The 14719-nt window shown below is 50.5% G+C and carries 19 protein-coding genes; 9 read left to right on the top strand and 10 right to left on the bottom strand.

The features are described 5' to 3' along the window. Positions 1-29: 29 nt before the first annotated feature. Complete coding sequence (locus GPL81_RS05645; protein ID WP_160105679.1) at positions 30-956, bottom strand: hypothetical protein; 927 nt, start codon at positions 954-956, stop codon at positions 30-32. A 151-nt stretch (positions 957-1107) separates the two neighbouring features. Here GPL81_RS05645 and GPL81_RS05640 point away from each other — a divergent pair, with 151 nt between their 5' ends. Further along, positions 1108-1413: a helix-turn-helix domain-containing protein gene (locus GPL81_RS05640; RefSeq protein WP_160105677.1), complete on the top strand. Its 306-nt coding sequence runs from the start codon at positions 1108-1110 to the stop codon at positions 1411-1413. Positions 1414-1581: 168 nt separating this feature from the next. Here the strand turns inward: GPL81_RS05640 and GPL81_RS05635 are convergent, their stop codons facing one another. Genes GPL81_RS05635 through GPL81_RS05625 form a run of 3 tightly spaced genes read right to left on the bottom strand, consistent with a single transcriptional unit; the run spans position 1582 to position 2872 of the window. Further along, complete coding sequence (locus GPL81_RS05635) at positions 1582-2058, bottom strand: hypothetical protein (RefSeq protein WP_178122567.1); 477 nt, start codon at positions 2056-2058, stop codon at positions 1582-1584. Continuing rightward, on the bottom strand, positions 2055-2435 hold the full coding sequence (locus tag GPL81_RS05630; RefSeq protein ID WP_160105675.1) for a hypothetical protein: 381 nt from the start codon (positions 2433-2435) through the stop codon (positions 2055-2057). The genes GPL81_RS05635 and GPL81_RS05630 overlap by 4 nt, the downstream gene beginning before the upstream one ends. Before the next feature lie 11 nt (positions 2436-2446). After that, a complete protein-coding gene (locus GPL81_RS05625; protein ID WP_160105673.1) occupies positions 2447-2872 on the bottom strand; it encodes a hypothetical protein in 426 nt (141 codons plus the stop codon). Positions 2873-2963: 91 nt separating this feature from the next. Between GPL81_RS05625 and GPL81_RS05620 the strand changes: the two genes are divergently transcribed. Then, a complete protein-coding gene (locus GPL81_RS05620) occupies positions 2964-3254 on the top strand; it encodes a helix-turn-helix domain-containing protein (RefSeq protein WP_160105671.1) in 291 nt (96 codons plus the stop codon). A gap of 74 nt (positions 3255-3328) precedes the next feature. Next, a complete protein-coding gene (locus tag GPL81_RS05615; protein ID WP_160105669.1) occupies positions 3329-3778 on the top strand; it encodes an antitoxin Xre/MbcA/ParS toxin-binding domain-containing protein in 450 nt (149 codons plus the stop codon). Between the two features lie 144 nt (positions 3779-3922). Here GPL81_RS05615 and GPL81_RS05610 read toward each other — a convergent pair whose 3' ends face one another. Continuing rightward, complete coding sequence (locus tag GPL81_RS05610) at positions 3923-4402, bottom strand: pyridoxal-dependent decarboxylase (RefSeq protein WP_246218895.1); 480 nt, start codon at positions 4400-4402, stop codon at positions 3923-3925. On the opposite strand from GPL81_RS05610, the gene GPL81_RS05605 reads away from it, so the two are divergent. The 3 genes from GPL81_RS05605 to GPL81_RS05595 all read left to right on the top strand — a co-directional run bounded on the left by GPL81_RS05605 (position 4389) and on the right by GPL81_RS05595 (position 6797). After that, positions 4389-5189, top strand: a complete 801-nt coding sequence (locus tag GPL81_RS05605; RefSeq protein ID WP_246218894.1) for a substrate binding domain-containing protein — start codon at positions 4389-4391, stop codon at positions 5187-5189. The genes GPL81_RS05610 and GPL81_RS05605 overlap by 14 nt on opposite strands. Positions 5190-5327: 138 nt before the next feature. Next, positions 5328-5594 carry a hypothetical protein gene (locus tag GPL81_RS05600; RefSeq protein WP_160105665.1) on the top strand — a complete coding sequence of 89 codons (267 nt, stop codon included), beginning with the start codon at positions 5328-5330 and terminating at the stop codon, positions 5592-5594. Positions 5595-5795: 201 nt separating this feature from the next. Beyond that, positions 5796-6797 (top strand): hypothetical protein, encoded by a 1002-nt coding sequence (locus GPL81_RS05595; RefSeq protein ID WP_160105663.1) that lies wholly within the window; start codon positions 5796-5798, stop codon positions 6795-6797. A gap of 334 nt (positions 6798-7131) precedes the next feature. On the opposite strand, the gene GPL81_RS05590 is transcribed toward GPL81_RS05595, so the two are convergent. Then, positions 7132-7758 carry a hypothetical protein gene (locus GPL81_RS05590; protein WP_160105661.1) on the bottom strand — a complete coding sequence of 209 codons (627 nt, stop codon included), beginning with the start codon at positions 7756-7758 and terminating at the stop codon, positions 7132-7134. A gap of 409 nt (positions 7759-8167) precedes the next feature. Here GPL81_RS05590 and GPL81_RS05585 point away from each other — a divergent pair, with 409 nt between their 5' ends. Further along, positions 8168-8722, top strand: a complete 555-nt coding sequence (locus GPL81_RS05585; protein WP_160105659.1) for a hypothetical protein — start codon at positions 8168-8170, stop codon at positions 8720-8722. A gap of 392 nt (positions 8723-9114) precedes the next feature. Here the strand turns inward: GPL81_RS05585 and GPL81_RS05580 are convergent, their stop codons facing one another. The 3 genes from GPL81_RS05580 to GPL81_RS05570 form a co-directional block, all read right to left on the bottom strand. Beyond that, entirely contained in the window at positions 9115-9453 is a 339-nt protein-coding gene (locus GPL81_RS05580; RefSeq protein WP_160105657.1) for a hypothetical protein, read from the bottom strand. 367 nt (positions 9454-9820) lie between these two features. After that, positions 9821-11107, bottom strand: a complete 1287-nt coding sequence (gene umuC / locus GPL81_RS05575) for a translesion error-prone DNA polymerase V subunit UmuC (protein ID WP_160105655.1) — start codon at positions 11105-11107, stop codon at positions 9821-9823. Then, on the bottom strand, positions 11100-11525 hold the full coding sequence (locus tag GPL81_RS05570) for a LexA family protein (protein ID WP_160105648.1): 426 nt from the start codon (positions 11523-11525) through the stop codon (positions 11100-11102). Before GPL81_RS05570 ends, umuC begins: the two co-directional genes overlap by 8 nt. Positions 11526-11802: 277 nt before the next feature. Between GPL81_RS05570 and GPL81_RS05565 the strand changes: the two genes are divergently transcribed. Together GPL81_RS05565 and GPL81_RS05560 are read left to right on the top strand one after the other, a co-directional pair. Continuing rightward, positions 11803-12708, top strand: coding sequence for a TIR domain-containing protein (locus GPL81_RS05565; RefSeq protein WP_160105647.1), 906 nt, complete (start codon positions 11803-11805; stop codon positions 12706-12708). After that, positions 12705-13472: a hypothetical protein gene (locus GPL81_RS05560; RefSeq protein ID WP_160105646.1), complete on the top strand. Its 768-nt coding sequence runs from the start codon at positions 12705-12707 to the stop codon at positions 13470-13472. The genes GPL81_RS05565 and GPL81_RS05560 overlap by 4 nt, the downstream gene beginning before the upstream one ends. Positions 13473-13582: 110 nt before the next feature. Here the strand turns inward: GPL81_RS05560 and GPL81_RS05555 are convergent, their stop codons facing one another. Next, the gene (locus GPL81_RS05555) at positions 13583-14542 is read right to left on the bottom strand and encodes a hypothetical protein (protein WP_160105644.1); all 960 of its coding nucleotides are present in this window, start codon (positions 14540-14542) and stop codon (positions 13583-13585) included. Positions 14543-14719 lie beyond the last annotated feature (177 nt).

Below are 14719 nucleotides of genomic sequence, written 5' to 3'. Positions count from 1 at the left end.
CCCCTCCCCCAACTCATGCACCGAGTGCTTCAAATCGTTTTTGTTAAAAGCACGTTTCCACTTGCAGCGTCGATGACGTCAATGCGTTGCGGCGCAATCAGTACCCACCTTTGCGACCCCAGATTCCCGCCCAAACGCTCGCGCTCCACGGACTGCACATATCCATAGACATCGATTTTGACGTTCTGGCGTAGCGCTTCAATTTGGCGTGCTTTAGCCTCGTCCTTAACTTCGAAGAAGACCTGGGAGCCACCGGTGAATCCAATGTAATACGGCACTGGACCGGGATTTAGATAGCAACGTAGCTTCGGTGCTTGCTCCAATGTGGTGGAGTTGCGGCTCTCATCGTCCGTATAGCTAAGCTTGTCCGAGAACAGGCAGTTATCGACCGAAAAACCTTTCTTCTCACTGTCGTAATTAGTCAAGGTGACGGGCACCCATTCATCTGACGTGAATTTTACCAAGGGCCTCTCTTTAACTTTGCCAGCCTCCGCTAGGGCTAGTGCGTTGATTTTTTCTGCTAGATCCTTTTTCTTGAAATTATCACCACTAGTAAGTCGTTCGGTTCCTAGTCGAGACAGCTCGGGGTTTGCCTTACGGGCATTGAATGCATCTCCAACTGAATCGGCGATGTCCGCTGCACTTTCCTCCCAATTACGCCTTGCGTTGTACAAATTGAAGGCGAGTAAAGGGCTTCTCATGTCTAGGTATTCGCGCGCATCACCTAAACCAGGATCTGAAAAGCTCACACTCTGAGGCTTGTTTTCATCTTCGATTTGTTTGAATACGGCATCATTTGCAGTCTTTTGATCCGTGAGAGAGTTGGTTTTTGTTGACTCATTTGTGACACCGACCTTATCCCCCTCCTCCCCACAGCCGCCTAATCCGATACAGCCGGCAAGAACAGCCGCAGCCATCACAAGACCTCGCTGAACGGAGGTCGATCCCATTTTCATGCCATTGCTCCTGATTGTTTTCTAACGCAAATCAGCCGTCTATGGCTGATCAAAGGGGGATTGCTAATCCCATGCCGCAAACTACCAAAACGGTAGTATTTGTAAAAGACGAAAATAGCACGATGACAGCCTTCCAAACCTAGAAGACGTCATGCGGACGAGCACACTTTCTATAAGACTCAAGCACGCAAGGCTGTGCGCCGATCTTTCACAGGAAGAGCTGGGCATACGAATCGGGCTAGAGCCAGCATCTGCGAGCACGCGGATGAATCGCTACGAGCTGGGCAAGCGCATGCCAGACCCCGAGTTAGTCGAGCGCCTAGCGGCAGAATTGAACTTGCCTGCGGCTTATTTTTACGCCGTCGAGGATGCTGAGGCCGATCTTTTGCAGCGTTACTTTCGGTTGAGCGAAGAAGGGAAAGCCAAGCTTGATAGATACTTGGCAGCCTTAGTCTAGCGCCGAAGCCAAGGCCTGAGGTCTTCCGAGCTGCGACAGTACTGCATAGATGACGGCGTATTTGCAGTCTTGTTTAACTCAATCGATTTGGGTGAAACGGCACGCAAAGGTCGAAACATAAACCTGCCGTTTGGCTCTGCACTCCTCGCCCTACTCATAAAAATGCGGTTAGTAGCGATCGCCATCGACGTAAAATCCGAGGTCGTTGAGCACATCGTTTAACGCACCAATGATCCTGGATTCCGCGCGAAATTCAGCCGTGGTGTATGACAACGCCACAGCAAGTCGAAGCCGCTCCTCCTCAACGCTCGAAGGGTCGAACGACCACACCTGGATCTTTGCAACACTCGTATCGTTGTGGTGAAAATCGTCAATGAGCTGAGCGCTGGACGACATTGCCCTCCAGCGTTCCAAAGAAACGCCATATGTCCGCTGCGGCCAATCCGCAAGCATTGTGCGTTGATCCAAGAATGTGTCGCCTACGCAATCCAGCGAATCCTCCAGATTCCTAACGGTGATATCGAATAGTCGCGGTGACGAGACGTAGCTTCGAACCTCGTCCAGGTCAATCAGCGAATCGCCGCATTTAAGCGCCCTGTGCAGGACTTCAATCAACCCATCGCGGTTGGCCATGCTGTATTTCATTGCTCAGCTTCCGTAATGGATTCACATCGTGGATGGTGGAAATGCACTCGCCGATCCGAGACGCGATTACCGCAGATGACGCAGATGTGGATGGAAGCCGATTCCGCCAGACTGAAAACGCCTTCAACATAATCATCCCCTCCGCGGTAGTAGATCCTCAATCCGCCAAACTTTTCCTTCACCTCCTCCACGGCCACCTCGCCACAGCCAGGGTGAGAGTCTGTACGGGCTGAAACGAGGGAAAATGCATGACTCAGGATGTCGAACCAACCGTCACCGCACTCAAACCCCCAAAAAAAGTGATCATTGATAAACGTGGCATTCGGGAATAGTGACAGGTTGGGTTTGCAGAGCAAATGCTCGAGGTTTGGGCTCATTTCGGGCACCTTCAACCGGCTGACCATATGACTTTCCCTGCGGCGTACGACGTATCCGCGGAAACGTCTGAATAGGTGCTCCCGCTCGCAACCTCGTATAGATACTTGCTTCCTTCTTCACTCGGGATGCCAATCAGCTTCGAAAGCGTCTCCATCCGCCACTGGTCCGTACCGTTCATCCATCCAGGCGAAACAAGCTGTACCCCACTGACAAACGCAGTGTCCGAGTTCGACCGCATCAGGCTCAAAAGGCCGATGACATCAGGGATCAAGAATTGCTGAGCGCACACGTGTTCAGGATCACCCTCCTGGAAATACTGATGTGTGACATAGAACCACTCGCGGTTCTCAGTCTGGGCGATGAATGCCCAACGCGTCGTATTTTGTTCAAACGACGGTAGGCGTGGCAGCTTTGCTGCCTCATAGGTTTCGAACATATAATTTCCCAAAAATCGCAAATGAACACTATAGTGCGTGGTATTATAGTGTTCATTTCATGCTTCATCATCTCTTTTGAGAGATGACAAGATGGAACTGAATTTTGCCTTCGCCCAGGCGCTTAGAAAATCACGGTCACGACGAGGGCTAACCCAGGAAGATTTTGTATCGGTGACGAGCCGGACCTATATCAGTCAGCTAGAGCGGGGATTGAAAACCCCAACCCTTGAGAAGGTTGAACAACTCGCTGCCGTCATGGATATCCACCCCGCCAGCCTTCTCATTGAGTGCTATCTAGAGAGATCACCAGATATCGATTTGAAGACGCTTTTCGCCAAAATTCGATCCGACCTTTCTCGCCGATCTGTAGAGAACCGTTGAGTTGATTTAGGATGTGCAGGTTTGACCAAGGCGGGTTCTGATCAATACTAGGCGACGTCATGGGAGGTGGTTGCGTGACTGAGCACATTGAGAAGAAGCCGTATGCCTTTCCGAGCCCAGGCAGCTTGGCTAGTGTCGTATCAACCCGAGCCGATTGGGTGAAGTGCTCAAAGCTGATAAAGGACGGATTGCCGGCATCCTTCTTCAATGACCTCAGCACGCTGATCGGGCTAGCTCCCAGCGATCTTGCGAGACTCATTGGGGTGAAGGAGTCTGCCCGCAGGCGATGGGTAAGGACAGGCACACTGAATATGAGGGAAAGCGATTATCTTTTTCAGACAGCTGCCGTCCTCTACTCCGCGCTTGGGTTGTTTGAAGGAGATCAATTAGCCACGCAAGAGTGGCTGAACCGACCAGCCCTGGCCTTGGGCCAGAAAACGCCAGCAGAGCTGTTATCTACCTTCGTTGGTATGAACCTGGTCGAGGCGCTTATTTGGAAGATCGAAAACGGAGTCGTGGTATGAGTGTTTGGTCGCGCCCCATAAAAGCGGCTCAAGGATTGTGCAGGCACGATCTAACGGGGCTCACTCAGCTCTTTCAACCATGGGACATCTGATTTCTTATCAGCAAATGAAATCCCTCCTTACATCGAGAGGGCTTTTCTGGATTCAGCTCGCTTGATGTTGGTACGAGTTTCTGCCCGCGACGAGCACCTTTACCAGGCGTGCAATGTCCTCGTCTGTTGTTCTCCAGGAGGAGATGCTGAGCCGAAACGCAGCCTTGCCATCCCAAGAAGACATCCCGAACCACACCTCCCCGGATTCATGAGCCGCAGACTGAATGGCCCGAGTCTCTTCGTCATTTTGCCCTCTGACGATCAATTGGTTGAGGACAACTCGATCAATGACGTCAAAACCTTCCGCCCTTAGGGTATCCGCAAGTTGCGTTGCCTGAGCGCAATGTCTGTCGACCATTTCTGCGACACCGTTACGCCCTAAAGTACGAAGAATCGCCCACACAGGTATCCCTCGGGCACGCCGAGAAAACTCGAGAGTAAGGTTTTTCTGCGATGTAGCAGTCCCTGATGAATAAACCGCGTCGCTGTTCATGGCCGCAGCGAGCGTTGAGGGATCCTTGCAGATCGCCATTGCGCAGTCGTACGGTGTGTTCAGCCACTTGTGCCCATCTACCGTCCAACTAACCGAAGCTGGTGCTGAATTTTTGGCTCGTGTCGAACCCATCCTGGCGGCCCTCGACGATGCGGAGAACAGTATTCGGGAGAATGGTGATTTGCGTGGACTGCTTCGGATTGGGATGCCATCGACAATGGGTATACGCGTGGTCATACCGAGGCTCGCAGCCTTCACAGATCGCCACCCTCTGCTTCATGTTGAGTTGCTACTGGAAGATCAGTGGCAAGACATGGTCAAGGAAGCGGTTGACGTAGGAATACGAGTTGGCAGCCTGCCGGACCTGGCAGGTACAGCGAAGCAGATCGGAACCATGCGACGGGTAATTGTTGCATCACCTCATTACCTCGAACGCCATGGCACTCCGGCTACTCCCGCCGACATCGAGCAGCATCGAATCGTCGGCGGCCCTGCGGGTTCACATGTTTCTTCGTGGAAGTTTGCTCGAGATGGCGACGAGGTCTCAATCAACCTCAACCCCATGGTCTCGACCAACGATACTGCTGGAGCATTAGCAGCCGCGGTGGGAGGTCTAGGCATTGCCTCTACCACCTCCTGGGCGTGCCACATGGAAATTGAAAGTGGTGCGCTGGTGAGCGTACTCCCAGAGTGGAAAATGGCGGAGCTTCCGGTGCATGCGTATTTTCCCATGGGGCGAACCACACGAATGGCAGCACGCGCATTTGTCGACTTCCTCTCTACCGTGTTGGCCAGCGATCCACAGCACTTCGGTCCACTGAAGTAGGCTTGCCGGTCCTCAAGATTTTGCCAGCAGAGCGGTAGGATAAGGAAAATTCCAGTGTTCAAAGGCGATCGGCTACGATCAATAGATTCAGCCTGATCCACGCTGCTTTAGAAGCGCAAAAATTCGGAGGCACTACAGTTGGGAGAGTCCAGCGACGATATTGGCAAGGCTTACAGCAGCCCCAATCTTACCTTCGAAGAGTTGGTTGAAAGAAAGGCGCTTAACCATCAGCGGATGGATGCGATCAGAGAAAAATGGCATGCCGAGAATGCTGCAATGACGATTAGTGAACGCCTCGAAGCGGCCGAGAGATTTGGGCGAGCGTTTGAGACAATCGCAGAGCAGTTTTCCAGAAGCAGGCGCCTAGTTGCCTACAAGCGCAGCGTAAGCGAAAAGTCCGATTGAAGTTTGGAGACCTAGCGCTTTAGACGAAGCCAAGCGGCAAGGAGGATTGACTAGGTTTTTAAGGGTGTTAAACGCATCAGCGTCGAAAGCCCCAGAATGACCGGACAGCACGCTGTAATTCGAGCTTTTACAGATCAGGGCGAGTGGCCTGAATGCTGTCAATTTGCTAGTATTCCAGGTCATTTCTGAAAGAGCTTGTTTATGTCTCTGGCCGCCCTCTTCGAGCTACACGAACGCGAAACACTGTATTCAGGTGCAAACCAGGCCATCTGGCACTCCCATTATGATGCTCTGCACCGCGCCAAGAAAGCGGCTAGGGAAGAAGACTTCGTAGCTACATTGGTGACGACCGGAATACCTTCCCTTGCTGAACGCTGGGCTCCACTGCTCCGCTCAAAAGGTATATCGCTAAAACTTGCCGGAGTGTTCTGCCATGGCCACCCCCAGGTTTCGTTTGGCACCCCAGCGAAAAAAGTCGAACTCGCTGATTTGCTCATCGTTCACCAGCACACGAAAGCGGGCCGAGTGTCAGCCAGAGCGATTTTACTGCAAGCGAAAATGTCGACTGATTCTACTCACCGGCTTTCCCGATCTGATGCTCAGCTTGACCTGTTTAGCCATTGGCCACCGTTTGAGTTTGTAACGGGAGGTCTTGCGCCGGGCGTGCGAGATATCAATGAACATGGCAAAGGCTCACGCTATGCGTTGGTACATGCGGGGGAGGCTTACCCTGAAAATATCAGTTGGGCCGACCAGTGCCCTTGGGCGGCGAGTGATGCAAAACAGCTACTAACGGCTGATCGCTCCCTCGCGCGCTTGTTGGGCGACATGCTGCTCAATAAAGACGGTAGACCGTTTAATCTAGGTACCAGCAAGGATGATTGGTCACGAACGATAAATGAGCTACTGCAAACCACAGGGCAACGTACGTTCAAGCGCGCAAACATCAGACAGAATCATACTTCTAGAATCACCGAGGCAGGCGCGGGTACTGTCGGCTTCATGCTGACGTATCTTGATGAAAAACAAATCGCCAGCCCGACGCTGACGTCTAAAGGTTCATTGCTCGACCGTTATTTCGGAACCGTGCCTATTTTCCAAGAGGGAAATGACGGCTCGGATTTGCCACCGAGAGATGAAACTGATCAGCCTCGCGGTGGGCTCTCAACCCTCATCATCGAGACGACTGAGGGAATAGGTTAACGATACGGGAGCCCATCCATAACGGTCTCTCTGCCACCGATGCCTGCGTTAATATCAACATGCTCCACCACTGAAAATGCTCTTAACGTTGTGGCGCACATAAGCTGTAATTTTGCGTTTCCGGTTGATCTTGCGCAGGTTGGGGCTTTTCGCTCGCCGTGTCATCAGATTGGTTAAGGCAGGTTTGAGCAAAACAATGTGAAGAACCGCCGGCTCGCGATCTTTGCGGCCTCTGAGAAAATCACTGTGCCGGACCGTTACCAGGCAACTGACGCCAATAAAGCTTGTGCCGATACATCTGATCGGTTCGCGTATAGGCACACCTTGACGACAGCTAAACATTAATCGCCGAACGGCGACGCTCGCGTGCCTCTCGTTCAGAATCGACACTTTTAATCACTTCACTCATTTGCTTGTCTCGACTCCACTCATCGGGAAGCCCCTCTTCACTAGGTAAGCCGGCATGTACACGGAGCGATCGTGCGAATTCTGACGCTCGGAGTCCTAACTCTGCGTAACCACGGCGTCTAGTCCAAAAGTAATCTGTGTGTTCCGGCGGATCATAATTGTATTCCTGTATTCCTGCGAGATTACTCATGAGCTGCTCGTGCTGATCGGGAAGCCTGAGGATCGAATACAGGAGATGTTTTGGTAAGAGCTTCCAATCAACACCTATGTCTAATGGATGAAACTCTGGAAGCGCTGTGTTCACCACATGTTCTTCACCATTCCGACCGGCTGGTTGTCCTTGTTCAGTACCGTCATCACAAGCTGCATGCATGCAGCCGTTAGCGAAGCGCTCCAAGTGAGAAACGACGATAACCCCCAGATACGCGGTATCTTTTTTTCGCTTAGTACGATTCGTTAAACCTTCCTTAACGGCGACAAATGAGTTACCAATCACAACCCCGCTAATACCAGCCACAGCCGAAATTATTGCGGAAACATTTCCAGCGTCCATAGTTGATCTCCGTAGGTCTAAGAATTCATTAACGATACGTATACACTCAATTTTTAAAGTCACCTAATGATCACCTTGCCTCTCGATTGAAGACTCGCTAGGCATTTGTGGCGGCCATAAAATGCACTTGCCTCTTTTTAGGACGACAGAGTTTTGGCTCTCATTGATGAATCGAACGGCAAACGATAAGAGTTGGCGGCAAAGTGTTGCCGGGCGAACTCGGAAAATCCGTTATAGTTACCCAGATGGAGGCGAAGTTAGTGCTTTAAGCCCTGTAATTAAAGGCTCCTGAGGGTTCTTCATATGTGGCACCTTTGTTGCTAGGGTTAGTTGCCGAAGATGTAACCTCCTCCACTTACAAAAAGGAATGAATCATGATCATAGGTAGTCGCGAGCTTCCCCTCGCGTCTTGGCAGAAGCCCGCCATCAATACAGAGGTGTGCCAAAGGATTCGCTTTTCAACCTAGCAGCACCACCACAATCCTCCCAATCTGTATCCAGCAGTAGCGAGACTTCGACGAGTACAGGTTCAGATGACAAGCAAAGCTTCGATGAAGCATTTGCGAAGATGATGGTAAATCTGAGGATGGCAACATCCTCGTCCGAAGAAGCAGTCGCCCCAGCAGTGTCTCCCCTACCTACATTGGTGTCTGAGAGTCAGGGGGCTACTATTTCCGCAGGTAATGACGATGTAGCGGACAATCTCACCCTCAGCCTGTACCAGGACTCCCCTACGTCCGAAAAATCTGCGACGGACAAATTCATGGAGTTCATGAATCAAACGGACGCGGAAAAGGCGAGAGAGCAACTTACGGGGGTAAGTAAGGAAGAGTACGAAAAAATGTCGCCTGAAGAACAAGCCTCTCTCGACAAAAAGGTTGAGGAGTTAACCAAGGAAAAGGCAAAAATGGAGCAGCAGGTAGTCAAAGCGAAAATTGCGATGGCCAAGGCTGAATTCGCCTGACCTCACTGAAACAGAAAAATGAAGGGCAGGACAAATACTTAGCCTGCTCTTCTTGGCCGCAGGTGTTTAGTGGCACGCATTTTTAGCGAACGGAGCTGAATACGTAAACACCTAGCTAATCCTAGTAGATCCCGTAACAGGCATCGGGCTAGCTGTTTTCCTGGCAGGCGGCATTTGCACTTTTTTTCCAGCAGTACGCCACGGGCACGAAAATTATCAACACCGCAAGACAGACCGGCGCAACGATCGGAGTTGCCATCTTTGTAGGTGTTTCCGGTGCAGTGCTTCATCTCGAACAATTAAAATTGACTTGGCTGTTTATGGCCAGTCTTAAACCGTTAGCGACACTCAGCATTGTTTCTCAGGATGCGTGCCTGACCTACTTGCCTCTATTAGGGCTGGATCGGCAAAACCGACACCACATCGATATATTTAAACTTCTTTTTCTTTGCCTCAGCTTTGGCTTCCAGCTCCGCGGTCAGAGTACTTAGGGTGTTAGCGTCATAGACCAGTACTTCTACCGGTCCTTCGAACTCCCTTGTTACGTGCAACGTCACCCTGAGCTTAGGTGAAAGGGGTTTAGAAACAAGACGCCAAGTAGGCCGAGCGTGAACCTCCGGCTCACGGCTCTCTTTGGGTGCAAATGCTTCTACCGTCGCTTCAGAGGGCGCTGGTTTGGGCGTACCAAATAAAGCCTGGCGCATCTCTTCTTCGTTCAATTCCGCGGACATGTATGATTACCTCATGTTGTGTTCTATTCGAATACGCCTACAAGCGTACCGTGCGTTTGAAGCGCCCGAACGAAGCATTTCGGAGACGCCTGCCATAGCTTGAGTCACGGTTGGAATCAACGCATGTGTCCTAGAAGGGCAGCACAGCATGTGTGACTACTAAGGGTTACGTTGGTCATGCTCATGGACAGAGAGCGTCTATCGCTTTGTTCAATGGAAACCTCACACCGAAAGCACGCGCACTCCAAATCAACCCCATACTTCAACGTGGACTACTTCCCTCGAATGAGGGGCTCCAATCAATAACCTATAGCGGTGTGCACATTGTAAGGCAATGCGCGAGTGGACGACTCGGCGGTTGTATATCCTAAGCCTGTTTTCTGCCGACGGTCCAAAGCTCATTAATTTTTGTGGTGTAGCTTTGGCTCATCATCTCACGTCGCATAGCCCAATCGGGATTTGCAGGCACGCTGGCCGAGCGTAGCGTTCCCCTACCCCAGCGATTGTTGATCTTGTCCAACACACCCATGAGATTTGTAGCCCCCAATGGTTGCGAGACGGGAAACAAGTCATCCGTGAACTCACCTGGCTTACAGAGATTTAGCAGTAGAACTTCGGCTTTGCTGTACTTGAACCCTGGGCGATAAACAGAGTAGAGCGCATCTACAGCTACCTTGGTCAGCAACCTTACATCGTCTGTCGGATACGGCAAATCAACGATCACACCATTTGTGTATTTTGCCTCCTCGGGGTTGAACATCCCCGTACGGATGCTCACACGAATTTTTTTACAGACCGATCCCTGCGCTCGCAATTTTTCAGATGCTCGCATCACGTACATCGCGACCGCCTCTTTGATCGGGGCTAATTCAGTAAGACGCCTGCCAAACATTCTGCTGCAACAGATTTCTTGTTTGGGAGGGTCAGGTTCGTCTAACTCAAGACAAGGTGTACCCGCTAGCTCCCTAGCCGTTTTTTCAATGACGACGCTGAATTTCCTACGCAGCATCGTAGGATCAGATGTGGCTAGATCCATCGCTGTCTTAATTCCTAACGAGTCCAAATGCACCTTCATGCGCCGGCCGACACCCCAAACCTCACTGACGTCGGTATTTCTCAGAACCCAGGCGCACTTAAAAGGATCGCAGATATCTACGACCCCACCCGTTTCAGTCTGAAGACGTTTTGAAGTGTGATTTGCCAGCTTCGCCAATCTTTTTGTGCGGGCTATTCCTACCCCTACGGGGATGCCGGTGCAGCGCAATACGTGACTTCGAATTTTGCGTCCCAGCGCATCAAGATTGGCGATGCCCGAGAGATCCGCAAAGGCCTCATCGATGCTGTAAATTTCGACTGAGGGCACCATGGTTTCGATCAGTGTCATTACACGCTCACTCATGTCACCGTACAGGGCGTAGTTACTGCTGAACGCCACCACACCATTGCGATGAAGGTGATCCTTAATTTGGAAATATGGTGCCCCCATTTTTACGAATGGTTTCGCATCATAGCTTCGAGCGATCACACAACCATCGTTGTTTGATAGCACAACGATTGGTGTCTTAGCGAGATCCGGTCTGAAGACGCGCTCGCAGCTCGCGTAAAAGCTGTTGCAGTCGATCAGCGCAAACACAGGCTCTGCTTTTTTAAACATGGCGACGTACGCTGTTGGTGATAACCCCCCAAATCGCCAATTCATCCCCCTCGAGGATGTACCGCGGCGGGTACTTCGGATTCTCCGAAAGAAGGATCATCTGAGCACCCCGCTTACACAGGCGCTTACACACGGGCTCGTTATTGAGGAGCGCGACAACAACGTCGTTATGACCCGCCTCCAAGGCACGATCAACTATTGCCAAGTCACCATCAAATATTCCCGCACCCAGCATGCTGTCCCCTGCGATGGAGATGAGATAAACGTGCGGCGCACGGATATTTAGAATTTCGTCGAGGGAGATGTGTTTTTCAATATGGTCCGCCGCAGGCGAAGGGAAACCAGCTGGGACGCGGAACGAGCACTTTGGAACCTTGATGCCATCTTCAGCAATGGGACCTAGCACGATAAAACTCATGTGAGCGCCTTTACAGATACTGTTTATTTGTACAGTAAACGTCGAAGACGAGCTTAGGTCAAATTTCGCGTCCACGTTTGCGATAAGTGGACCAGCAGGCGCGAAGGGTAGCGGGTATTTGAGACCCCTGCCCTGCTGTGCTGGCGTATCTCCGAGGTGCCTGAAACTGATTAAACCGAGGAGCTGATGGCACCTAATGGTGGCTAATTAATCTCGCTTTGACATCTCGCGTCATGGGATGATGGGCATCATTAATGCTTGGCCACGGAGGTCGGTTGTGCTCGAACGATTACAAGGTGAAAACGGACGACTGGAAGTGATGCAACTGCTGATGAAGCAGACTCTGGTCGAACACAATTCGGAGCGTGCAGATTTCCTCTTCGCCAACGGCACGCTGCATAGCTTTAATCCAGATACACCCCTCATCAGCGTTGGCGAACATACCACTGACGTTTACTTCATCCTCACCGGAGCGGTGCGTATTCATGTTGGTCGCTTCACCCTCGTAGACGCCTACCCTGCGGGCAATCAAGTCGGCGAAATTGCGGCAATTGAGATCACTGTCCGGACGACCACGGTAACGCCTGTGGAGCCAGTGATTGCTCTAAAACTCACGAAAGAAAGCTTCGTAGCTTTTCTCGATAAATTTCCGGCAGCGTCAAAAACGCTCGCATTGGATTTCGCAAATCGTTTGATCTCCCGAAACAAAGCGATAGCCAAACCTGGTAAGCGGTTCAGGATTTTTGCGATTTCTTCGAGCGAGGCACTGCCCGTTGCCATGTCGGGGACGAAGCATTTTTCGTCAGGTGGGCGGTATGAGTACACGCCGTGGCCAGCTGAAGTTTTCAGAATTGCGCATTACCCCATGGAGGATCTCGAGGCTGAGCTAGATAGAGCAGACTTCGCAATCGCGATTGCTCAAGGTGACGACATAGCAATATCCCGAGGCGGCCAGCAGCCTTCACCAAGAGATAACGTTTTATTTGAGCTGGGTCTATTCATGGGACGGCTGGGTAGAAAGCGCACCATCTTGATGGTTCCTGAAGGCAAAGAGGTGAAGTTGCCGAGCGATTTGAAGGGGTTGTCAATCATCGAATACCCGGAAGACCTCAACACAAATCCGTCTGTTGCTATCGCAGTATGGCAACGGGTCAAGGAATGTATCGATGGAGCACTCGCATGAACGAATCACAAATCAAGGCGATCAAGCAGGCAGCCGTCGACGGCCTGAATAAAGCGGTAAAAAACTGGAAAAAGGTTGGCCACCAATTTAGAGCTATGTTGGACAGCGTCAGCAACGAGTCCTTCCAGGTCAACGCCAGCAATATCCCTGGGCATCCGTTTGTGAATGAAAACGAACCTAAGGTCGATGACTTCGTGGCTTTGGTGGTAGACATGCGCAAGTCGTCCGAAAGGCTCAAGACAATCCAAAAATTCGTGGGAATCGAAAGTGGTTTTCAACGCATCTATTATGAGACGTCAGCGCTTTTACCGGCGCTGGCCCAAACGGCGTTATACAACGACGGTCATGTCACTGAATACCTGGGTGATGGGTTGCTGATCCTATTCCAGGTGGACCAGGATTCCCCCAAGAAAACCTACTCAGAAGCTTACTTGGCAGCCCAAGCTTGCGTGACAACGAGTCGCCAATTAGTAAACGAACTGCTTAGCGAACGTTTCGGTCTCCCAGAGCTACACATCGGTGCAGGACTCGCTACAAGCAAAGCATTGGTAACAATGGTCGGTATCCCAACCAACTCCCAAGCCAAGGTCATAGGGCAATGCGTCTGGGAGGCTTCCAAATTGAGCGATGGATATAATCTCGTACACGTAGCAGCAGGTCTCAAAGAAATCTGGCCACAAAGCCCAACAGGAAATTTGCGATTTCAAAAGCTTACTAAATCATCAAAGCATGATGTCGAAGGGTTCAAGGTAAGCAACGGATAAGAGAACCTGTAAGATAACGTTAATACTGAAAGGTGTATCACAACCGGAGAGAGCCTAAACGGCTCTCATCTGGCCTCACGATTTTATCGTCAAAAATATGCTTCCACATCTCAGCGAAGATGGCCTAACTCTTTTTCGGGTCCCCAATGCGTCCCATTCCACATAATCGGAAGAATTCTCGGCCCCTCCTGCACGCCTCCTGGCCATTTCTTTGCAGTCTCTCCCGCCTCCAAATACCATGAGTATTTGAGAATCGTCGCATTGAATTCGTCTTTGAGCCAAATATACTTGCGGAAAACTCCAGAATCTCCACCGTCAAAGTTTAAATTCCATCCATATAATTCTTTCCAACAGCAGAACTGATCCAGTCGTTTTAGCTCAGGTCCGAAACCAGAAACCCGCTCATCAAATTTATTCAGGAAATACAGAATCGAGGATTTCACCCTCAGCAAAAAACTTAGCCAATCAGTTACATATCCAGATATGTAATTGAAAGGGTAATTAAGTAAATACTTTCGGCCTTCGGAGTCAGTTCCAATAGCAGACTCATGTAATGGAAATGTGCCAACGTTATCTTTTAAAACATCAAATACCACGTCATCCAGTATTACTCGGGGGTTGACAGCTTGAGGTTCAAGCCCATAAGCACACTGATAGGCAGTTCCGAAAAGCATGGGGCCATGATGATAAACATTGCCGTATGTCACAGCGCCACGAATGTATATCCCAATGCTCGCACCTTGCACTGACAGCTTGGTGATTTTATTGCAAATTGCTTTGAATCCATCGAAGCTGCCTTCCGTCGATATTATTACACAGTCGGAAATGTAGCTTAGCCTGGGATCCCCCAACTCCCTCTCTACCAAGCCATCCTCGACGTGCTCGTAGACGAGTAAATCATGGTGGCCATTTGACTCAACAGACTCTCGATGCAGAAAATCCAATATATCTTTCACACGCTTAAAATCTGCGCTCTCTTCTGTCGCGCTTTCTACAGAATTGATTAATGCTTTGAAGCCAAGAATATCAATAAACGCGACAAACCTTTTTTCATACCCTTCAATCTTCACATCCCCTCCCGAAAATTAGACTTGCGTAATTTACAATGCAGTTGTATTTTTTTGCCACATACCACTTTAGAGTGGCGTAAGCAACAGAGCTGCTCGTAAACTACAGCGGCATCGTACGATTAGGCTTTTAGTAACAAAAAATCTATAAATACTGTACAAGAGTTCTTTTGATTTTGT

The organism is Pseudomonas izuensis, from assembly GCF_009861505.1.
Lineage (GTDB): Bacteria > Pseudomonadota > Gammaproteobacteria > Pseudomonadales > Pseudomonadaceae > Aquipseudomonas > Aquipseudomonas izuensis.
This window is presented reverse-complemented; position numbering and strand designations above follow the sequence as displayed.